Origin of the sequence: Pseudoalteromonas sp. RW-H-Ap-1, assembly GCF_048318575.1 — a bacterium.
Lineage (GTDB): Bacteria > Pseudomonadota > Gammaproteobacteria > Enterobacterales > Alteromonadaceae > Pseudoalteromonas.
Genome location: NZ_CP166996.1, coordinates 2,606,527 through 2,627,831 on the forward strand (window position 1 = coordinate 2,606,527; position 21,305 = coordinate 2,627,831).

General features: G+C 40.1%; 25 protein-coding genes. 15 read left to right on the plus strand and 10 right to left on the minus strand.

Features of this window, described 5'->3' with window-relative positions; genetic code table 11:
* Positions 1-163: 163 nt before the first annotated feature.
* Entirely contained in the window at positions 164-1,417 is a 1,254-nt protein-coding gene (locus AB8618_RS12515) for a multifunctional CCA addition/repair protein (protein WP_413400715.1), read from the minus strand.
* Positions 1,418-1,552: 135 nt separating this feature from the next.
* Here AB8618_RS12515 and AB8618_RS12520 point away from each other — a divergent pair, with 135 nt between their 5' ends.
* Positions 1,553-1,771 (plus strand): hypothetical protein, encoded by a 219-nt coding sequence (locus tag AB8618_RS12520; RefSeq protein ID WP_036981490.1) that lies wholly within the window; start codon positions 1,553-1,555, stop codon positions 1,769-1,771.
* Positions 1,772-1,776: 5 nt separating this feature from the next.
* Here AB8618_RS12520 and AB8618_RS12525 read toward each other — a convergent pair whose 3' ends face one another.
* Genes AB8618_RS12525 through AB8618_RS12545 form a run of 5 tightly spaced genes read right to left on the minus strand, consistent with a single transcriptional unit; the run spans position 1,777 to position 6,825 of the window.
* The gene (locus tag AB8618_RS12525; protein WP_198523620.1) at positions 1,777-2,928 is read right to left on the minus strand and encodes a murein transglycosylase domain-containing protein; all 1,152 of its coding nucleotides are present in this window, start codon (positions 2,926-2,928) and stop codon (positions 1,777-1,779) included.
* A gap of 35 nt (positions 2,929-2,963) precedes the next feature.
* A complete protein-coding gene (locus tag AB8618_RS12530; RefSeq protein WP_413400716.1) occupies positions 2,964-3,464 on the minus strand; it encodes a DUF1543 domain-containing protein in 501 nt (166 codons plus the stop codon).
* Positions 3,465-3,483: 19 nt separating this feature from the next.
* Positions 3,484-4,833, minus strand: a complete 1,350-nt coding sequence (locus tag AB8618_RS12535; protein WP_413400717.1) for a sigma 54-interacting transcriptional regulator — start codon at positions 4,831-4,833, stop codon at positions 3,484-3,486.
* Positions 4,834-4,835: 2 nt separating this feature from the next.
* Positions 4,836-5,369 (minus strand): hypothetical protein, encoded by a 534-nt coding sequence (locus AB8618_RS12540; RefSeq protein ID WP_054201834.1) that lies wholly within the window; start codon positions 5,367-5,369, stop codon positions 4,836-4,838.
* A 1-nt stretch (position 5,370) separates the two neighbouring features.
* On the minus strand, positions 5,371-6,825 hold the full coding sequence (locus AB8618_RS12545; RefSeq protein ID WP_413400718.1) for a sensor histidine kinase: 1,455 nt from the start codon (positions 6,823-6,825) through the stop codon (positions 5,371-5,373).
* 603 nt (positions 6,826-7,428) lie between these two features.
* On the opposite strand from AB8618_RS12545, the gene AB8618_RS12550 reads away from it, so the two are divergent.
* The 5 genes from AB8618_RS12550 to AB8618_RS12570 all read left to right on the plus strand — a co-directional run bounded on the left by AB8618_RS12550 (position 7,429) and on the right by AB8618_RS12570 (position 10,398).
* Positions 7,429-7,629 carry an EF-hand domain-containing protein gene (locus AB8618_RS12550; protein WP_413402875.1) on the plus strand — a complete coding sequence of 67 codons (201 nt, stop codon included), beginning with the start codon at positions 7,429-7,431 and terminating at the stop codon, positions 7,627-7,629.
* Positions 7,630-7,641: 12 nt separating this feature from the next.
* A complete protein-coding gene (locus tag AB8618_RS12555; RefSeq protein ID WP_076918368.1) occupies positions 7,642-7,869 on the plus strand; it encodes a hypothetical protein in 228 nt (75 codons plus the stop codon).
* Positions 7,870-8,024: 155 nt separating this feature from the next.
* Positions 8,025-8,261 (plus strand): EF-hand domain-containing protein, encoded by a 237-nt coding sequence (locus AB8618_RS12560; protein ID WP_409423791.1) that lies wholly within the window; start codon positions 8,025-8,027, stop codon positions 8,259-8,261.
* Positions 8,262-8,269: 8 nt separating this feature from the next.
* A complete protein-coding gene (locus tag AB8618_RS12565) occupies positions 8,270-8,506 on the plus strand; it encodes an EF-hand domain-containing protein (protein WP_138609162.1) in 237 nt (78 codons plus the stop codon).
* A gap of 203 nt (positions 8,507-8,709) precedes the next feature.
* The gene (locus tag AB8618_RS12570) at positions 8,710-10,398 is read left to right on the plus strand and encodes an amidohydrolase (RefSeq protein ID WP_413400720.1); all 1,689 of its coding nucleotides are present in this window, start codon (positions 8,710-8,712) and stop codon (positions 10,396-10,398) included.
* 25 nt (positions 10,399-10,423) lie between these two features.
* On the opposite strand, the gene AB8618_RS12575 is transcribed toward AB8618_RS12570, so the two are convergent.
* Entirely contained in the window at positions 10,424-10,660 is a 237-nt protein-coding gene (locus AB8618_RS12575) for a YgjV family protein (RefSeq protein WP_409423793.1), read from the minus strand.
* A gap of 278 nt (positions 10,661-10,938) precedes the next feature.
* On the opposite strand from AB8618_RS12575, the gene AB8618_RS12580 reads away from it, so the two are divergent.
* Positions 10,939-11,595: a Crp/Fnr family transcriptional regulator gene (locus tag AB8618_RS12580; RefSeq protein WP_076918373.1), complete on the plus strand. Its 657-nt coding sequence runs from the start codon at positions 10,939-10,941 to the stop codon at positions 11,593-11,595.
* A 49-nt stretch (positions 11,596-11,644) separates the two neighbouring features.
* On the opposite strand, the gene AB8618_RS12585 is transcribed toward AB8618_RS12580, so the two are convergent.
* Together AB8618_RS12585 and pepB are read right to left on the minus strand one after the other, a co-directional pair.
* The gene (locus AB8618_RS12585; RefSeq protein ID WP_010387648.1) at positions 11,645-12,211 is read right to left on the minus strand and encodes a phosphoribosyltransferase; all 567 of its coding nucleotides are present in this window, start codon (positions 12,209-12,211) and stop codon (positions 11,645-11,647) included.
* Between the two features lie 175 nt (positions 12,212-12,386).
* A complete protein-coding gene (gene pepB / locus AB8618_RS12590) occupies positions 12,387-13,685 on the minus strand; it encodes an aminopeptidase PepB (protein ID WP_131691598.1) in 1,299 nt (432 codons plus the stop codon).
* A gap of 144 nt (positions 13,686-13,829) precedes the next feature.
* On the opposite strand from pepB, the gene sfsA reads away from it, so the two are divergent.
* The 8 genes from sfsA (at position 13,830) to AB8618_RS12630 (ending at position 20,220) form a co-directional block, all read left to right on the plus strand.
* Positions 13,830-14,549 carry a DNA/RNA nuclease SfsA gene (gene sfsA, locus AB8618_RS12595; protein ID WP_413400722.1) on the plus strand — a complete coding sequence of 240 codons (720 nt, stop codon included), beginning with the start codon at positions 13,830-13,832 and terminating at the stop codon, positions 14,547-14,549.
* 280 nt (positions 14,550-14,829) lie between these two features.
* Positions 14,830-15,273, plus strand: coding sequence for an RNA polymerase-binding protein DksA (gene dksA / locus AB8618_RS12600; protein WP_008111170.1), 444 nt, complete (start codon positions 14,830-14,832; stop codon positions 15,271-15,273).
* 12 nt (positions 15,274-15,285) lie between these two features.
* Positions 15,286-16,182: a tRNA glutamyl-Q(34) synthetase GluQRS gene (gene gluQRS / locus AB8618_RS12605; RefSeq protein ID WP_413400723.1), complete on the plus strand. Its 897-nt coding sequence runs from the start codon at positions 15,286-15,288 to the stop codon at positions 16,180-16,182.
* A gap of 305 nt (positions 16,183-16,487) precedes the next feature.
* Positions 16,488-17,786 carry a polynucleotide adenylyltransferase PcnB gene (pcnB, locus tag AB8618_RS12610; protein WP_178956512.1) on the plus strand — a complete coding sequence of 433 codons (1,299 nt, stop codon included), beginning with the start codon at positions 16,488-16,490 and terminating at the stop codon, positions 17,784-17,786.
* A 3-nt stretch (positions 17,787-17,789) separates the two neighbouring features.
* On the plus strand, positions 17,790-18,275 hold the full coding sequence (gene folK, locus AB8618_RS12615) for a 2-amino-4-hydroxy-6-hydroxymethyldihydropteridine diphosphokinase (RefSeq protein ID WP_409423799.1): 486 nt from the start codon (positions 17,790-17,792) through the stop codon (positions 18,273-18,275).
* A gap of 30 nt (positions 18,276-18,305) precedes the next feature.
* Entirely contained in the window at positions 18,306-19,100 is a 795-nt protein-coding gene (gene panB / locus AB8618_RS12620; protein ID WP_008111181.1) for a 3-methyl-2-oxobutanoate hydroxymethyltransferase, read from the plus strand.
* Positions 19,100-19,948 carry a pantoate--beta-alanine ligase gene (panC, locus tag AB8618_RS12625; RefSeq protein WP_413400725.1) on the plus strand — a complete coding sequence of 283 codons (849 nt, stop codon included), beginning with the start codon at positions 19,100-19,102 and terminating at the stop codon, positions 19,946-19,948. The genes panB and panC overlap by 1 nt, the downstream gene beginning before the upstream one ends.
* Positions 19,949-20,004: 56 nt before the next feature.
* Positions 20,005-20,220, plus strand: a complete 216-nt coding sequence (locus AB8618_RS12630) for a hypothetical protein (protein ID WP_409423801.1) — start codon at positions 20,005-20,007, stop codon at positions 20,218-20,220.
* Positions 20,221-20,290: 70 nt separating this feature from the next.
* Here AB8618_RS12630 and AB8618_RS12635 read toward each other — a convergent pair whose 3' ends face one another.
* Positions 20,291-21,259, minus strand: a complete 969-nt coding sequence (locus AB8618_RS12635) for a PstS family phosphate ABC transporter substrate-binding protein (RefSeq protein ID WP_413400727.1) — start codon at positions 21,257-21,259, stop codon at positions 20,291-20,293.
* Positions 21,260-21,305 lie beyond the last annotated feature (46 nt).

The window sequence follows — 21,305 nt, forward strand, 5'->3', positions numbered from 1 at the left end:
TTGATTCTGCGTTATCGCCTATTTATGGGGAATAACCACACCACATAGGCTCTGCCTTGCCTAAATACCAAACAGACTGCTGCAAATTCAACCTTGAAAGGTCAACAGACCCTAGTTATAGCAAGGACGTTTAAAAATAACTTAATGCAATATTACAATCAGTTTAAGTGACCTTGGGAGTATTAGTGTTTAAAAACGCTTTAATGCAGTCTATTTCAGCCTGCTTGACCGTTTCGCCTATTTCGGGACCTTTTTTGCCGTTTTTAAGCGCGTCTTGCACTATCTGCTTTTTATCCATTTTTTGTAGTTCGTTGTGAATAGCACGTAATTTAGCGGCTTGTGGATAGGGCTTATCCACCAGCGTTTCACCTCTTCCTTGTGCATCACACTGGCACGCTTGAGTAAAAGCAATAAAACGCTCTGGATGCACTAGCGCATTTAAATTAGTGACGATTAATTTATGAATAGTTTGCGGTCTTAACTGTTCAAGCGTGTGGCAAAGTGTATGGTTATCACTGGTAAGCACGCCTATATCACGAAAGCGATTAGGCACTTTTAAACGTTCACAAAAGGCCTCAACTACAGCAACCCCTTCACGTTCATGGCCGCGTAAATTACCGCGTTTTTTATAGCTTAGCGCTTTACCAAAGTCATGGGTTAAAGCAGCAAAACGCGTTTCTAGGTTAAAGCCTAAATCGGCTGCTCGTCTAAGCACTAGCATAGTATGGACAAACACATCGCCCTCGGGATGATGATTTGCAGGCTGCGGGGTGTTTTTCATCTGCTCTATTTCAGGAAAAATACCTAATTCATCTAATGCTTGAAAATAAAGTTCAGGGTGTTTTTCGCCAAGCGCTTTTTCTGTTTCAAGCCAGACTCGCTCTGGTACTAGATGTTCCAACTCGCCTTTATTTTTAAGCTCATGCATTAATTCAGTAGTACTTGGATGAATAGACCAGTCACTACCATAACGCGCTAAAAAGCGAGCAATACGCAATACCCGAACAGGGTCTTCTAAAAATGCGTGTGTGGTGTGACGCAGTATTTTATTTTTTAAATCAGCTTGACCATTAAAAGGGTCAATAATAGTGCCGTTTTCGTCTAGTGCCATAGAGTTAATGGTTAAATCTCGGCGTGCTAAATCTTCTTCAAGAGTTACGTTTGGGCTGGCATCCACCACAAAGCCGGTATAACCTTTACCACTTTTACGCTCAGTGCGCCCTAGTGCATATTCTTCTTTAGTGTTTGGGTGTAAGTAAACCGGAAAATCGCTGCCAATGGGTAAAAATCCGAGTGCTTCCATTGTCTCTGGCGTTTCACCAATAACAACATAGTCATTATCTTTTGATTGTATGTTTAGCAGTTTATCTCGCACTGCTCCACCCACTAGGTAAACTTGCTTTAAACTCTGTTGCACTTTATTCCCAACCACTACTTTTAAGCTTTTCTTTGATGTTAATCATACCTAATAGTCATTAAAAAATCTGTGTTGTTTGCCAAGCTTTATTAAGCTCATTACAATAGCGCATTATTTTTTAATACCTAACAGCGAATGAAAAACCACTCAGCAAAAAAAGAACTTATGTTACTGCCCATCCTTTTGGTAGTTATTATTATGTGTGTTGCAGGGCATTTCTTGCTGCAGGCTAATTTTCAAGACAGCCATTTGGTTGAGTATTTGTTAGCTGCAATCCCATTTGCTATGTTTGGCTTAGTAATAGTAGCCTTTAAAATGGCAGCCAAAAGTGAACAACAAGAAAATGATGAGTAAATAAGTTACTGATAGTTTTTTTCTGCTTTAGTGACTTTGTATAAATAGCGTCTTGATTCTGCACGTGAGTGCTTAGTGGTGAGAATATTATAAAACTGGCTTGCAGTAAGCTGATTTATTTGTGAAAACGCCACACTTCTATTTTTATTAAATATACGCAGAACATTACCCGCCCCGCCGTTATAAGACGAGATCATGGCAAAGTGCTTACTTTTGTCGGTACTAATTTTGTTTAAGTAGTTATTTTTTAAAATACTTAAATAGGCGCTGCCAATATCAATATTATATTTTGGATTAAACAATACTGCTTTGGTTGGTTGCCCGGATACTTTTTTTATTTTTTGGTATACATCGCGCCCTGCGGTAGCCGGGATCACTTGCATTAATCCATAGGCATTGGATGAACTCACCGCATGTGGATTAAAGCTACTTTCGGTTTCAATAATGGCATAAATAAGTGCTGCCGATATTTGATATTTTTTTGCAGCCGCAAGCACATAGTCACTGTATTTTTGTTTTCTTAAATGAGCATTTTGCTCTACTAAATCAAAACTAACCGACGAAATAACATGCCCATATTGACGTTGCTTTTTTAAGTTATTATTTACTAAATAACGCGCAAATCGATTAGCACGCCAGCTATATTTTATGGGTAACTTATCTTGATCGAGCACTTGTTGGTATAAAAACGGCTCGCCTTCTAAAATTGGCGCTTCGCTGGTAAAAATATCGGTTTTATCGGGATCGCTAGAAGTCAGTAAGGTCATCACAATAGCCTGCTGTAACAAGCTTATTGTATTTTTTAACGCGATGGTTTCTACTTTTACAGTGCCTTGCTCAAAATCAATAATGGCACGAGCTTGGTAATCATTACTGTATTTTACGTATTTTTTGGCACTAGGTTGCTGAGTGTTTTGTTTACCCCACTTGCGCCCAACAACGCTTTCTAATGCGGCTAAAAGCTGTTTTACGCTACCAACCTGTGCCTTAATAGAACGGTGTGTTTTTTGTGCTTGCTTGTGAATTGCAACCACGTCGGTAGGATCGTTTTTTACTTGCTTTACCAGTTTATTTAAATCAACAACGGGCGGTAAACCTGACAGTGATTTACAGCCACTTAAGCCAACTAGCAAAAGTATAAACGCATACTTTTTCACACAACATCCTAATAAACTTAATAAATCCTCATTTATTATAATACATGATAACCAAACCAGTCAGGTTTAATTGTTTGTGCTTGACCACTTAGGGTTAGTTTAATATTCAGCTGGCTATCGAGTAAATCTATAGCAAAGCAATCATCAACGTCATGTAAATCATCTTTATGTAGATGGCTAAGCCCTGCGAGTAAATCATTTTTAGCGCGCTGTTTTGCTTCTTCACTACTACTGGCAACATACAAAGCAAAGTCGTGTTGCTCTGCCAGTGAGTCGCTTCTGTAAGCACCTAAGTTAACAAAATAAAGCTGCTTATTTTGCTCTACATAACTATCAACTACCTCGACTTTATAACCATCAATGTGATTAACCGCCATGTAGCTATCCATGTGTACGCTATTTTTGTCGCCTACCCACTGACTTTTAAGCTTGCTATAAGTTTGCTCAATGTCTTGACCTACCACAAAACGTACGTCGTGCATTTCTATGTGGCAACCTTGAATACGCCCACCTAAATACACCATAAATAACTGCATGCTCACTTCCTTTTTTAAATTATATTAAGCTATCTACGTCAATTTCATGCTTTTTAATTAGCTTATAAAAATCAGAACGATTACGCTTGGCAAGCTTGGCACCTTCGGCCACATTACCCCCTGCCATTTTCAGGGTATTGATAACGTAATCTCGCTCAAACTCTTTTTTAGCGTCGTTAAGCGAAAGTGGCTCAACGTTATTTTCATTGCTATTTAACGCACTAAGCACTAAATGTTCAGATATAACGTCACTTGGTGTTAAGGCAACTACCTGCTCCACCACATTTTGTAATTGACGAATATTACCAGGCCAATCATACCTTACCAATGCATGCATGGCATCGTTTGCAAAACGTTTTTCTTTTTGCTCCATACGTTTTGCAATATTAGCGCTAAAAAAGTTAGCTAATAAGCTAATATCTTCACGGCGTTCTCGCAGCGGAGGAAGTTTGAGATTTACTACGTTTAGACGATAATATAAATCTTCTCTAAACTCTTGATTGCTAATAGCTTCAGGCAGGTTTTTATGGGTCGCTGAAACAATTCGCACATTAATGGGGATCTCTTCTTGAAAACCGACTGGGCGAATGGTTTTTTCTTGCAGCACGCGTAATAACTTAACTTGTAAATTTAGCGGCATATCACCAATTTCATCTAAAAATAAGGTCCCCCCTTGCGCTTGCTGAAACAGGCCTTGGTGATCTTTTACCGCCCCTGTAAATGCGCCTTTTTTGTGACCAAATAACTCCGATTCTAATAACTCACCAGGGACTGCACCACAGTTAATAGCCACAAATGGGCCATCACTAACATGGCTGTGCTGATGAATTGCCTGTGCAAGCAGCTCCTTGCCCGTACCACTAGCACCAGAAATAAGTACATTTACCTGAGTAGGACCTAGTAATTTAACTTGCTCTAGCAAATGCAGCATAGCGCCACTGCGAGTAACAATATTGCTTTGCGGAGTAATATCATCATTATTCACCCCATGTATTTCTATGGCTTTAGCTAAGCTATCGAATAGCTCATCTTTATCAACTGGCTTAGTAATAAAGGCAAAAATACCTTGCTTAGTCGCCTCTACCGCATCAGGAATTGAACCATGAGCCGTCATCATAATTACAGGTAGTGCTGGGTAGCGGCTTTGCAATTGTCGGTGCAGTGCCATTCCATCCATTTCATCCATTCTTAAATCGGTGATCACCGCATCAAATACTTGGCTTTTAAGTATTTGTAATGCATTCATGCCACTATCACAGGTTGTTACTTCATAACCTTTTGATTGAATTCGAATTGCCAGTAACTGCAGTAAGCTGGCATCGTCATCAACGAGTAACACTTTAGCGCTTGATGGAAGTGTGACTGACATAGTTACTGCTCCTTGGTTTCTTCACGTAATAAAAGTTGCTGTTCGATTGCAGCTAATGACGATAAGGTTTTTTGCATTTCAGCGTTTAATGCTTGCTGTTGTTTTTTGGCATTTATTTGCATTAACACCTGCTGTTTTTGCAGCCATAAATAGTGTTTTATATCATCAGGCCAATAGTAAGCCTGATCTAGCTTAAGCAATTGACTCATAACAGTATCAGGGTCGCGACTAAGGTTGACGCATGCGGTATTAAAAAATGCCTTAAGTGCTTGCTCCCCTAAGTAAGTTTTATTGTCAGGCGTTAATTTAAAGCCACCACATTGATGGGCATGCCATGCAATAACTTGCGCTGCGGGCGGATACATAAGATCTAGTTTTGGCCGCGGCTTTGGATTGGGCTGGTTGCTTTTATTATCGGGCTGAGTTTGAGCTATTAGCTCAGGTTTAGCTGGTGTTTGAGTGTTTGTTAATTCACACCCAGATAAAAAAACGAGACTGCTGGTTAGCCATAAAATAGCCATTAAACGCGCAGACATATTATTTAACTCCTTTATTTTTATAGGGGATGACAATGTTAAATCGACAGCCTTGCGGCTCATTATGCTCAATAGTTAACTTACCCTGTAACTGTTCAACCGACTCTTTTACTATGGTAAGGCCTAAACCACTGCCTTGAAGACTAATCTCTTTACTGTGTTTACCTTGATAAAAAGCGCCAAAAACATGTTCTTTTTCATGCTCTTTAATACCACAGCCCTCATCAGCAACCTGTATAATTAAGTTATTACTTTCTAAACTTAAACTAATCGACACAGCTTGGTTTGGCTTTGAAAACTTTAAACCATTAGAGATTAACTGAATTAAAATCATTTCAATTAATTCTCTCGGTAAATTAAGTGCAACTGTCGGTAAGCTATTGTGCCAAATAAGCGACTGCTCTCGTGCGTTTAACCTATGTTCAAAATGATTACTTACCTTTTTAATGAGCTGGTTAAATTCCACTTCACTCACATTATCTTTACTGGTTCGAATCGCGTTATAGCTTAACAAACTGTCTATCATAGTACGTAATCGCACCATAGATTGACTGATTAACCCAAGCACTGCTTTTTGCTCATTATTAATCGGCCCAACAATTTCATCGGCTAATAATTCAGTGCCCTCCACCATAGAGGCCAAGGGTGTTTTTAATTCGTGAGTAACATGGCGTAAAAACGTATCTTTTTGCTGCTCTAGCATATGCAATTGCGCTTGCACCCACTGCAATTTGTTACCTAGTTCAATAAGTTCAGCAGATCCCTGCACCGATATTTTTTGCTGCCAATCTCCTTGGCCTAATTTATCAATAACGGAGGTTAAACCTTTTAAACGGCCACTTATCCGCCATAAAAACCCACCCCCAACAAGTAAGGTTAAAGGCGTAAGTGCCACTAACCAGTTTATAAAGGAGGCTTGTAAATTTGTCAGTTTAATTTGGTTTTGAGTGATTTTGGCTTCATTGGTTTCGCGCAGCCATACCGTTAGCTCTGCCAGTATTTCACTAATTGGCACAAACAACTCTGCTTGCTCAAGAGATTCAACCACCAGTTTGGTATGCGCTGTTTTTAGCGTATCTGTTAACTGCTGCCATTGCTGATTGTCTATTGGGCTGCTAGAAAGCCGCTTAAGCTGATTAATATTGTCCAGCGATGACTGCCATTTATCCACGATAAGTTTATCGAGCGAATCGCTTTTTAAAACCCAATTTTGCCTTGTTGCCCTTTCTAAACTGTTGAGCTCTTGTTTAAGTGCATTAAACGACTTGGTTACTTGGTAGTTATTACTGACAATTTGCTGCGTGACCGCTAATTGTTTATTTAATACATTCAAAAATACAATAACCACAATAGACAAAGGCAAGAGTGACAACAGCATGCTCATTACAAACTGGCCAATCAAATTAGGACGCCAATTCACCAATGCTTTATATTTTTCAGCCATGATTACAGGCATACACTAATCCTTCACTACTTTTAAGCGCTCTATTATTCAGCGTTCAACTTATACACTCGCTGAACCAAATACATTTTTGAGAGTAAAACCGTTGCAATGTCGCACGATGGCGACAAGTTAAGCATTTGATTTAAAAAAAGTAAAAAATCCTAACTGAGAAAATGTTGCATAAAAAACACAACCGTCGGTAAATATTACCTATTAAAAACACACAAAAAATTTAAGTTATTGATTTTTAATAAAAATAAAAACTGGCACCATAATTGCATTACGCTTATAAATATTAATTTTTAAAGGCCAAGGAATGATTAGGGTCTGTTGATCTTTCAAGGTTAAATTTGCAGCAGCCTGTTTGGTATTTAGGCAAGGCAGAGCCTATGTGGTGTGGTTATTCCCCATAAATAGGCGATAACACAGCATTAATGCCAAACAGGCGCTGCCCTTTGGGTTCTGCCTAGGGGCGATTTACTCTTTGTTGCTCGGTTTTTACTTAGCCCACTAGGTTACAAACCTCGCGCCGCGATTAAACCGCCCCTAGCTTGAACAAATAATAATCCGCAAAGGTCAACAGACCCTCAAGGTTATTTAAAATCTACTGTATTAATAGCGTTATGTTTCACAAGTATCCATTCATTTGCGCTTGATGTGAACACAGCATTTTACAGCCTAGATAAGGACAGCAACGGCACATTAAGTGAAGCGGAAGCTGGTGAAGATGCATTACTGCATGAGAATTTTGCACAAATAGATAAAAATGAAGACGGACAATTATCGTTCGATGAATTTAAACAGTTTGTAAAATAAAGGAGTATATTTATGAAACAATTAATTGGTGCTTTTTCACTACTATTTTTAGCTATTAGCGCGACGGCATTGGCATCGTCATTAAATGTACGTTTTATGCATTTAGATAAAAATATGGACGGCCAAATATCGCTTACAGAGGCTAAACAAGATAAACAGCTGCTTAAGCAATTTACTGATTTAGACAAAGACAATAACGAGATGATTTCTAAAAAAGAGTTCGATAACTTTAAACTTTAAGCTTAGATTCAAGTTTCGTTTCGTAATATAGAGTTAAAAGCATTTGCCATAATCCCTGAGGGAGTGTGTAAACGGATTTAATGTTGGGAGTTAAATTATGGCAAGTGCTTTCTTTCAATACTGCAGCAATTTAAATACACCATGGAACGCCAACTATGAGAATACTGCTTCCCTTCATTGGTGCTTTACTTTTTATCAGCCAAAGTGCATTCGCACTTGATGTAAAGCAACGCTTTGAGCATTTAGATACAAATAATGATGGGTATTTAACCCACAGCGAGCTTGCTGCTCAGCCTCAGCTATTAAACTCATTTTCAAATTGGGATGAAAATCAAGACAACAGAATTTCTTTAACTGAGTTTAAAAACTACTTAACCACTAACCTGTTCTGAGCATTTATATGAAGCATTTTCAAAATATTATTTTACTAACACTGACTGTTTTTAGCTGTATGAGTTTTGCAACAAGCAGTTATATTGCCGAAAAATTTGAAAAACTTGACCGCAACCAAGATGGCTTTTTAACTCGCTCTGAAGCTGCCAGCGATCCTGCTTTATGGTCACGCTTTGGCAGTTATGACCGTGACAAAGACACACAATTATCATTAAGCGAATACAGTTTGTACGCCAGTAAATAAATTGCCTCCTCAAACAAAGCTTGGTTAACAATATCAAGCTTGAGAAGGTTTAACTCCCATTGTTAACACATCCTATTTCCCCCTCAACTTGTTGCTTGCTTTAGCTAAAAGGTGACTTATACGACGCTTAATAAATTATGCTATTGGTATTCTAAATTTGAGTTTGCTACTGTGATAGTTCAAATAATAGCAATGTGCGTCTTATGCAACTGATAAAAATAATAAAACCGATATTACTAGCAAGCCTTTGTGCCGTCACTAGCGTGGCAATAGCACAAACTCAAGTCATTTATAATGCTAATGGCTACTCACCTTTGTATAAAGGAAAAATGCGCCATGGCGAAGTAAACACATTTACAACCTTAGTTATAAAAGATGGCAAAGTAGTTAAAACAGGTCCAGACAGCTTAAAAAATAGCTTTCCTGGTGCAACCCTAATTGACGCGAAAGGAAAAACTCTACTCCCAGGGCTCATTGATGCGCATGGACATGTCATCGGGCTAGGTAATAATTTGTCGCAACTTGATGTGCGCGGTACAAAGTCGGTAGATGAAGTAACCGCTAAACTCAAGGAATTTTCCAAAGATAAAGAAGGTTGGATCATTGGTCGAGGCTGGAATCAAGAACTATGGTCAAATACTCGCTTTCCTTCGGCCGCTGACTTAGACAAAGCAGTTAACGATCGCCCTGTTATTTTATCGCGAGTAGATGGTCATGCCATTTGGGTTAACTCAAAAGCATTAGAACTTGCCAATATTAACGTTGACACATCAGCCCCAGCTGGCGGAGAAATTATAAAAGATGAGTTTGGTAAGCCCACCGGCATTTTTATTGATAAAGCAGAAAACTTGGTTACTCAACATATGCCTGCAACGTCTGCACAATCGGTCAGTAATGCATTAGATGCCGCAGGTAAACACTTACTGAGCCTAGGCATTACCTCAACTCATGATGCAGGTATTGATAAAACCACATGGCAAGTTTACAAACAACGCGCCGAGTTAGGCACATTACCGCTTAGAATTGTAGCGATGTTAAGTGCAGCAAGCCCCGACTTAAGTGCTATGCTTAAAGCTGGCCGTTATCAAGATGCGCAGGACTTTTTATCTATCCGCAGTGTAAAAATTTATGCTGATGGCGCATTAGGGTCACGTGGTGCTGCGCTTATTGAAGAGTACGCTGATAGAGCCAACCATTTTGGCCTTATGCTTGAAACCCAACAAAAGCTAGAGGAACTATTTACCCTGACTTTTAAAAATGGTTTTAGCGCTAACACGCATGCAATTGGCGATAGAGCGAATAAAATTGTGCTAGATGCTTATCAAAATGTATTTAAGCAAACCGGTGGTATCCTACTGCGCAATCGTATGGAGCATGCACAAATAGTCTCGCCAGAGGATATCCCGCGCTTTAAAACCCTGAAAATAATTCCATCTATGCAACCTGTGCATGCCACATCAGATATGCATATGGCAGAGCAGCGTTTAACCGACAAGCAACTACAAGGCGCTTATGCTTGGCAAACATTTTTAGACCAAGGCTCTACGATTGCGGCGGGATCTGATTATCCTGTCGAACTGGCGAACCCGTTTGATGGTTTATATTCTGCGATAACGCGCATGGATCATAATCAACTGCCTGAAAACGGTTGGCACGCCAGTGAAGTTTTGAGCAGGGAAGATGCATTGCGTGCGTTTACCCTTGGCGGCGCGTATGCAGCGCATCAAGAGTTTAAAGTAGGTAGTTTGGAGCAAGGTAAGTGGGCTGATTTTATACTAATTGATCAAGACTACTTTAAAGTGCCTATTGAGGAGCTTTACAAAACTCAGGTGCTGCAAACCTGGATTGCCGGTAAATTACGCTATCAAAAAGATTCAGCAAAGTCTGAGTAAAAACAAAAAAGGGTTAACTTAAAAGTTAACCCTTTTTTGTATCAGCCTTAGACTGACGATATAACTTAATAATGTGATAACTATTGACCAGAGCTAACAAGCCGTTAGCAAATGCCACCGGCACAGAACCGATTGCTGCACCGTAAAAAGTAAACGCAATACAGCCAAGTAAATTAAACCAACGTAGTTTGGTTACATCGGTCATGGTCAAGGATATAACTAATAATGCAGATGCTAAATAACCTAAATATTCCCAACTCAATTGTTCTCTCCTAGGCTTTAGGTTAATATTACTAGCTAAATTTTAGTACATTATTAAAAACTGCTACGTAGCAGTTTAAATAAAAAAGCTAACTTACCAATAAAACCTTAAAATATGCTGGTTTTACCCACAATTTTTTAATCATTACACGGTAGAATGAAGGCCATTTAACGCCATTAAATAAATAACGGCGTGGGTAAGTTAGCGTAAATTCTTAATCTTAATGCTATCGTCATTAAGGTGTAATAAATAGGACAATTGTCCGAAGAGCATGATTGATGTTTCAATACCATTTTTCCAGTTACCTTGTTGAACAGCTACTGACATTTGCCGGCAGTAGTTATCAGCAATCAAAAAAAGAAATATTAATACAGCAAGACCAACCACTCACTAAGTTGGTATTGGTGCGAAGTGGTACTGTATCGTTTAGTTACGATGTGGGGAATGGCCGACGCCTGCTGCTTGGTCAGCTCGACTGCAACAACACCTTAATTGGTGAAATTGAAGCACTGAATAATAACCCGTGTATTTATACGGTAACCTGCTTCAGTGATGTGACGTACAATCTTATAGAGCTAAAGCATTGGCGTTCATTATTGCTCGATAAACCAGAGTTGAGCCTATACACGGCGCAAACAATTGCTGCTAAGTTCCAAGAAAATCAAAAGATTAACTTAGATAAACTGCTACTTCCCTTAAGCTACAACATTGCTAAAGACTGTTTATTACGTGCAGAGAATAACAACCCCACTTTATTGCGGGCTTATCCTACAGTAAACGCCGAAGCAGAACGCTTTGCAACCACTGAGCGTGCATACCGACGGGTAGTGAGTGAGTTGGTTGAAAAAAACCTAGTGCAACGAAGCACACAAGGGCTGCAAGCTGTCGATATTCCTAAACTCAGTGAATATGTAGATAGCTTTGCACAACTTTAAAGACAATAAAAAAGGCCATTAAGGCCTTTTTTATTGAGCAAAGTCACGTTTATTTTTCAAGTAAAATATCGTGGATTTTAGCTAAATCAGATTTACCTTCAATAATTTCATCCGGCGTTAACCCTGATAATTCATGCGGGAATACTAACCATTCTTCAGACTCATGAATGTAGTAATCTGGTACTGTATCTACTTTTGAGTTTTTTGGCTTGTAGTATGGACAAGCAATACGAATATCACTCGGTAAGTTTAAACGCATTAGCTCAGAAAGCTTCTCTTTTAGCGCCACGATGCTTCGACCTGAGTCAAACACATCATCCACAATCAGTAATGAGTCACCTGCATTCGCGTTTTCAACAATGTAGTGTAAACCATGTACTTTTATTTCTTTTGATTGCTTACCAATACCGTAATAAGACGACGTACGCACCGCAATGTGATCGGTTTCTATGCCTTTGTAGTCATAATATTCTTGAACTGCAATCCCGATTGGAGCACCACCGCGCCATATACCAATAATAAAATCTGGACGAAAGCCATCTTTATACACTTGTGCCGCTACGCGGAATGAATCTTCAAGTAATTGTTGAGCCGTGATATAGCACTTTTCTGACATAGTAAGGATCCCAGTGGTATGTATAATATTTGAGCGAGGTTTAAATGAAATAGATGCCCAAACACGTATTGGCGAAGGATTTTACCGTAAATAAAACAAAATTGCTTGTATGGCGGATAAAAAAATAGGCACCCTTAGGCACCTATTTTTTAACTAATTGCTTAGTCTGAGTTGATTATGCTTTTTCAAGCAAGGTGCGCGCTACTGTACGCATACCTTGTGTAGTTGCACCTGAAGCCCACTGGCTAGTACCACCACCCATATTAAATGCTGCCGCTAAATCAATATGTACCCAACCTTTACCATCGTTTGGCACAAAGCGAGATAAGAAACCTGCTGCATTTGAGGCACCACCATAGCCACCGCCTTTTTGTGCACGGCTGTTTGCTGTATCGGCATACGGTGATGGGCAGTTTTGTTGATGCCACTTTTCAAGCGGTAATGGCCATGCGGCTTCCATTTCTTGTGATGCAAAGTCTTCTACTTCACGTACTAGCTCTTTATCAAGGGCAAATAACGCGTTGTATTCTTGACCAACGGCAACAAGGGCTGCGCCCGTTAATGTTGCTGCATCAATAATAAGTGGTGCACCCGTCTCACCTGCCGCCATTAGGCCATCAGCTAATACTAAACGGCCTTCAGCATCTGTGTTTACAATTTCAACGGTTGTGCCATTTTTGTAGGTAAGAATGTCACCTAGTTTGTATGCATGACCGGAAATTAAGTTCTCTGCACAACATAAAAACAACTTAATGCGCTTTTCTACACCACGATTAATGGCCAGCGCTAAACCTGCAGTTACCGTTGCAGCTCCGCCCATATCGCACTTCATGCCTAACATGCCTTCGCTAGATTTAATTGAGTAACCGCCTGAGTCAAATGTAATACCTTTACCTACAAGTGCTGCGCTTACAGGTGCGTTATCATCGCCAGTTGGGTTGTAATCAAGCTCAAGTAATACAGGTGGGCGTTCACTACCACGACCGACAGCATGAATACCAATCCATTGCTGCTCTAATAGCGCATCGCCTTTTATTATTTGGTAGCTAACATGCTCTGGTGCCAGTGATTGAATAAATTCTGCCGCTTTTTCTGCCAGGCTCTCTGGGTAAATGTCATCGGCGGTGCCGTTAACCATTTCACGTGCCCACGTTGCTGAAGCTTTTAAATCAGCAAGCTCTTTTAAATCAGATTGTGCATTATCAACAAACTCAACACCGTGCAGTACTTTTGGTGATACAAAGCCTTGGTAAAATGCCCATTGGCTCTCTGTACACCAAACATCGCCTTCAAGCACAACACTTTTAATACCTTGGCTTGCAATAGTACGACCTGCTTTTTGCACGTTTTTTAATGTTTCTTGCTCAGATAAATGAACCGTTGCGCCGTGTTCGTTAAAAGATAGTGACGCACTTTCGCCCCAGTGTCCTGGTGCCGATTGCTCGCTTAATTGAACAACAAATTTTTCACTCATGTTAGAATATCCTTGCACTTAAATGTATGGTCGAGTTTACTATAGCGCGCCTAAGTTCCCAACTGCTTGCGGTAAATAACCTCAAATAGTCCGCAAAGTCTTATTTTACTTAGCCTGAATTCTGGTTATATAAGGAAGTCATTAATGAAGTACACCCCGCCATTACAATCTGCTACGTTATTAAAACGTTACAAACGCTTTTTAGCCGATTTAGAGCTCAGTGATGGCAACACTTTTACCGCTCACTGTGCTAATACGGGGAAAATGACGGGCTGTGCTGACTCTGGTTTTAATGCCTTTTATTCCACCAGCAGTAACACCAAACGAAAGTACCCACAGTCATTAGAGCTGACGCAAAATAACTTATCACAGCTTATTTGTGTAAATACAGCCGTTGCTAACAAAGTAGTAGAAGAAGCGATTAACGCTGAAGTAATTAAAGAGCTGACAGGCTATCAGCAAGTCCAAAGTGAAGTGAAGTATGGCAGTGAAAACAGCCGTATCGACTTTTTACTTACCCACAGCAGTAAAGCCAATTGCTATGTTGAAGTTAAATCAGTCACGCTGCTGAGTGAAGAGCATCCACAAAGTGGCCAAGGTTACTTCCCAGATGCGCAAACAGTTCGTGGGCAAAAGCATATTCGTGAATTAATCGAAATGGTAAAACAAGGGCATCGTGCGGTATTACTATTTGCGGTGCTACATCAAGGGATCACACAAGTGAGTGCAGCGGCGCATATAGATTCAACCTATGCACAATTACTTAGCGAAGCGATTGCGCAAGGCGTAGAAGTATTAGCTTATAAAGCCCATATTTCTGCCAGTGAGGTAACTTTAGTTGAGAAAGTAGCGTTTGTTGAGTAAAAGCGCGCATTTAAACGTTGGTATTGCGCTACGCCAAAAAAATACTTAGTCAAAAAGTAAAAATAAGTTGTTTTTATTATTATTGCCCATATAACTACGCCAGTTTATAAACCAATACTGTGATAAGAAAGTATAAGTAGTACTTTTACTACTTTTATATCACCAAACAGGGTTAAGCTAATTCGATTATTTAAAAATAAATTTGCCTAGGGTATGAGTTTCTGTTATTTATACCGCCGGCTAATGCTGAGGCATTAAATTAAGGATTTAGGAGAGAGTTATGCCAGACCAAAAAAGACATGGTTTATTGGCTCAAGCCGGTTTAGAACCATACCAAGAAAAACCGGGTGAAGAGTACATGAATGATGCACAACGTGCTCATTTCAAAACAATTTTAGAAACTTGGCGTAATGATTTACGTAACGAAGTTGATCGTACCAAATCACACATGCAAGACGAAGCAGCTAACTTTCCTGATCCCGTTGACCGCGCAGCACAAGAAGAAGAGTTCTCATTAGAGCTTCGTACTCGTGACCGCGAACGTAAGTTAATTAAAAAAATTGAAAAAACAATTATATTAATTAAAGAAGACGAATTTGGCTTTTGTGAGTCTTGTGGCATTGAAATTGGCATTCGCCGCTTAGAAGCGCGCCCTACTGCTGATTTATGTGTAGACTGTAAAACACTTGCTGAAATCAAAGAAAAGCAATCTGGACGCGGCTAATTAAGTATAGCCATGTCTTCTACAGCCGTTACTGCGCAAGTATCTAACTATCGCGGCCGATTTGCACCGTCCCCGTCCGGACCGTTACATTTTGGCTCACTTGTGGCGGCTGTAGGTAGCTACCTTGATGCAAAAGCTAACCAAGGAAAGTGGTTAGTTCGCATTGAAGATATAGACACCACTCGCGTTGTAAAAGGCGCCGCCACCGATATCCTAAATACCTTAGACGCCTATAACCTCAATTGGGATGAAAACGTTGTGTACCAAACACAGCGTCTTACTATTTATCAAGATGCCGTTCACGCTCTGTCACAACAACAGCTTGTTTATGCCTGCCAATGCTCCCGTAAGCAAATAAGAGCCCTCGGCGGTATTTATCAAGGGCGATGTAAACACAGCCAACTAAGTGAGCAAGGTCATGCCTTACGTTTAACTCAATGTTATGCAACCGTTGATTATAGAGACCTTATTCAAGGGCATATTGACGTGGACCCAGCTCTCGCTCATGAAGATTACATAATAAAACGCAGCGACGGTTTATTTGCCTATCAACTGGTGGTGGTTATTGATGACATTGAGCAAGGGATCAACCGAATTGTACGAGGCGCTGATTTAATTGAACCGACTGCGCGTCAAATTAGCTTATTTAAACAGCTAAATTGCCCTATTCCAGAGTTTGCTCATTTGCCTTTGGCTGTAGCAAAACCAGGGTTTAAACTGTCTAAGCAAAATTACGCCCCTGCAATTTGCAAACAAAATCCAAAGCCCACTTTAATAGCTGTATTCGAATTTTTAGGCTTGCCAATACATGAGCAACTAATGGATTTAAACACAGAACAATTACTCGCTTGGGGCGTGGCGCATTTTAACTTAAGCCTTGTTCCTGCTAAGCGCGAAATACAGATTTAACCTCCCATTACGTATTACGTGTGATTAATTCAAATAAAATCGTTAAAAATGGCTTAATTTCAGTGCTGCAACTTAATTTTTTTACCTTGCTGGTATATGATAGCCGCCTAAATATATGCTAATTACATTAAACGGTAAGAATCACGCTTTAAGCGAATACTTGCTGTGATTTTGATTGCAATGGCGAGCAAATCAACCGCTTCTCTAGGAGACAGACTATTATTTCCAAGCTTTTTCAATTTTGTCGACAAATTATCGGCCCAAGTGCCAATAACGAAAATGTCGCAATCAGCAGTGAGCCGTTAGTGATCCCTAGAGGTGAGCATGGTATTTCTCGCAAACAATTTAGCCCAAATGCAATCAAAGTACTCTACCGCCTAAAAGATGGTGGCTATGATGCCTACTTAGTTGGTGGTTGCATTCGCGATGTATTGTTAGGCCAACAACCTAAAGATTTTGATGTTGTAACCAATGCCACCCCTGAGCAAGTAAAAAAACTGTTTCGTAACTGTCGCTTAATTGGTCGCCGCTTTCGTTTGGCGCACATTGTTTTTGGCCGTGAGATTATTGAAGTGGCCACAATGCGCGGCCATCACGAAGCACAAGAAGATAAAAATCAAATTAGCCAGTCAAGTGAACATGGGCAACTTCTTCGCGATAACGTATTTGGTAGCATTGAAGAAGATGCAGAACGTCGTGATTTTTCAATCAACGCTTTATACTACTCGATTAATGATTTTTGTGTTTACGATTACGCTAATGGCTTAGCCGCTATCAAAGCAAAACAAATAGAGTTAATTGGCGATCCTGAAACACGCTACCGTGAAGATCCGGTACGTATGCTTCGCGCAGTGCGCTTTGCCACCAAGTTAGATATGCAAATAGCGCCAGCAAGCGAAAAGCCGATTACCGAATTAGCGAGCTTGCTTGATAATATTCCGCCAGCGCGTTTATTTGAAGAAATACTCAAGCTATTTTTAAACGGCAAAGCACAGCAAAACTTTATAATGCTGCGTCAGTACGGTTTATTTAAGTCATTATTTCCTGAGCTAGACCGTATTTTAAATAAAAACCCTGGTGGACTTGAAGAAACCTTCATAAAGCAAATGTTTGCCAACACTGATATCCGTATTAATGCAGATAAAAAAGTCACTCCTGCATTCGTATTTGCAGCATTACTGTGGTTCCCGCTGATTGAGCGTACTGAAAAAATTAGACGCCAAGAGCAACTATCAGAATACGATGCATTTGCTCAAGCAATTAATAAAGTACTGAGTGAGAATGCCCAACATATTGCCGTACCAAAACGCTTTACTTTAGGTGCCCGTGATATTTGGCATATTCAACAACGCTTAGATAAACGTGCTGGCCAGCGTGCCTATCGTTTAACACAGCAACCGCGCTTTAAAGCCGCTTATGATTTTTTACTATTGCGTGTTGATGCTGGTGAAACTGAGCATACAGAGCTGGCACAGTGGTGGACACAATACTTAGGTCAAGATATTAATGGCCAAAAAGAAATGGTACGAGAGCTTGGTCATCAAGGTGGCCCAAAGCCACGCAAGCGACCTCGTCGTCGTACTACTAAAAAGCCAGCTGAGTAAATAATGCAACGTGTCTATTTGGGGTTAGGTGCAAACCTCAACAGCCCTAAAAAACAACTTGATAACGCTGTTATTGCACTTAAAAGCTTGCCAAGCAGCGAGTTTATAGCCTGCTCGCATTATTATGCGAGCAAGCCTATGGGACCACAAGATCAACCTGATTATGTGAATGCAGTCGCCTGTATCAACACTTCACTTGAGCCAGAGCAACTACTCGATTTAACCCAAGCCATAGAGCTGAAACATGGTCGAGTTAGAAAGGCTGAGCGCTGGGGCGCACGCACACTTGATATTGATATTTTATTATTTGGTGAACACATTTTAAATACCGAACGTTTAACCGTACCTCATTACGGGTTAACTGAGCGAGAATTTGTTGTTTACCCATTGCAAGAAATTGCACCAGAACTGATTTTACCTAGCGGCGCATCTATCCAACAGATAGCAAATACCCTACCGCTTAACGACTTACAACAATTACCACGGTAATTAATTAAGGCCATTGTCTGCGAGAATATTATGTCTAAAATAACCGTTTCAACTTTGAATAAAATGAAGGCTGAAAGTAATAAAATCACTGCGTTAACAGCTTACGATGCTAGTTTTGCTAAGTTATTTCATGATAACGGCGTTGATGTTGTTTTAGTTGGTGATTCTTTGGGTATGGTATTACAAGGTGGCGATGATACCTTAGCGGTTACAAACCAAGAAATTGCCTACCATACTCGCTGTGTGCGCGCAGGAAGCCGTGATTTATTTGTTATAGCTGACTTACCGTTTATGACCTACGCAAACCCAAATGATGCGTGTAAAAATGCTGCAGAGCTGATGCGTGCAGGTGCTAATATGGTCAAACTTGAAGGCGGTGAATGGCTGCATGACAGCATTAAATCACTCACCCAACAAGGTATTCCAGTGTGTGGCCATTTGGGGCTTACACCGCAATCTGTGCATGTATTCGGTGGTTTTAAAATCCAGGGCCGTGAAGAAGCGCAAGCGCAAAAAATTATTGCCGATGCAAAAGCATTAGAAGCCGCAGGTGCTCAACTACTGGTGCTTGAATGTATTCCAAGTGCCTTAGCAAAACGCGTTACAGAGTCATTGAGCATCCCTACAATCGGGATTGGTGCAGGTAATGTAACCGATGGTCAAATTTTGGTTATGCACGACTTGGTGGGCATTTCTGCAGGTTATATTCCTAAATTTTCAAAAAACTTTTTACTCGAAACAGGCAATATGCCTGCTGCAGTTAAAAAGTATTGTAACGATGTCAAAAGCGGCGTATTCCCAAGCGCTGAACACGAGTTTAAATAATGCAATCAATCACTGAAATAAAATCATTACGCAGTCAGATTAGAACCTGGCGCCAAGCCGGTTTAAGCGTGGCATTTGTTCCTACTATGGGCAACTTACACCGTGGTCATTTTTCACTGGTAGAAAAAGCTAAAACACTGGCCGATAAAGTGGTAGTGAGCATTTTTGTTAACCCAATGCAATTTGGTGCTAACGAAGATTTAGACAGTTATCCGCGTACTCTAGATGCTGATAAGCAAGGGTTAGCTGATCTTGAAACAGACATTTTGTTTATCCCCAGTGTTAAGACTATTTACCCTAATGGTTTAGGCGCGCAAAGCTTTGTTGATGTGCCTGGTATTTCAATGGGATATTGTGGTGGTTCACGCCCAGGTCACTTTAAAGGCGTAGCGACTGTTGTTACTAAGCTATTTAATTTAGTACAGCCTGATTATGCTTGTTTTGGTGAAAAAGATTTTCAGCAGCTACAAGTTGTTAAAACCATGGCTACTGACTTATCAATACCAGTAGAAATTATTGGTGTACCTACCATGCGTGAAGTTAGCGGCCTTGCCATGAGCTCGCGTAATGGGTACTTATCAACTGAGGAAAGACAAACCGCTCCTGCTTTATTTAATACCTTAAAGCATTGTGCGCAGCAAATAAAAAGCGGTAATAAAGACTTTGCTACATTAGAAAGTGAAGCAAAGAACGCATTAGAAAACGCAGGCCTAAAACCAGATTATTTTTCGATAGCTCAACGAGATACATTAAAAGCTGCTACACTCGAAGATACACGATTTGTAATTTTAGCTGCCGCCTTTTTAGGTAGTGTTAGATTAATCGACAATATTCAGGTTGAAGTTTAATACTGGTGTGGCCTCATTTTAAGGATAAGCATGAAAACTTTTTTAAAACTAGCCTCGTGGCTTTTTCGTTTGCAGTTATTGCTGGCTGCCAGAGCCAGCCGGGGAATCCAGCACTTAATCAGTGTGCTCAACAAAGTTATCAATGTGAAACCAGCTGCGAACAGCAAACAACCACCGATAGTCTTAAATCGCAGGTTTGTTCATCAAAATGTATTGAGGCTTACAATCAATGCAAAGTACAAGCTGAAAACTTAGGTAAAGCAACAAACTAAATAATATTAAGTAAAACAAAAAAACCGCTCAATGAGCGGTTTTTTATTATTTGCTTTGGCTGCTAGCTGCTTATTTCAAGCCTAACTTTTTAAGCTCTAGTTCAACTAACTTTGCAGAAAGTGGTACATAGCCATCTTTTTCTACTATTTTTTGACCTTCTTGAGAAAGTACCATCTTTAAGAACTCAGCTTCTACTGGGCCAAGTGGCTTATTTGGGTGTTTATTTACATAAACATATAAAAAACGTGATAGTGGGTATTTACCTTGTGCTACGTTTTCAAGTGTAGCATCAACAAAGTTAGTGCCTTTTTTCGATAACGGAACAGTACGCACACCTGATGTTTTATAACCAATGCCAGAGTAACCAATCGCATTTAACGACGCTGAAATTGACTGTACAACAGAAGCAGAACCCGGTTGCTCGTTCACGTTATTACGAAAATCACCTTTACATAACGCTTTCTTTTTAAAGTAACCGTAAGTACCTGATACTGAGTTACGTCCGTATAATTGCACGTCTTTTGCAGCCCAATCACCTTCTAGACCAACATCACTCCAGCGATTTACTTGCTCTGATGCACCACATTTACGAGTTGATGAGAAAATAGCATCGATTTGATCAATGCGTAGTCCTTCGATTGGGTTATCTTTGTGTACAAATACGGCCAACGCATCAATTGCTACACGCACTTGTGTTGGTTTGTAGCCATGACGCTTTTCAAATGCTTCAATCTCTTTTGACTTCATTGCACGGCTCATTGGACCTAAGTTAGCCGTACCTTCAGTTAGTGCTGGTGGCGCAGTAGACGAACCTGCCGCTTGAATTTGAATATTTACATTTGGGTAAATACGCTTATATTCTTCAGCCCAAAAGGTCATCATGTTGGCTAATGTGTCAGACCCTACTGATGAAAAGTTACCTGATACACCGCTAATTTTTTGATACTCAGGAATACCGTCTTCTAATGCAACCGCTTGTGCAGATACAAATGTTGTAACAGCCACACCCATTGCGGCAACTAAGTTTTTAAATTTCATTTTGGGGTTCTCCAGTTTGTTCGTCCCATTTCCTAACTGCGGTTCA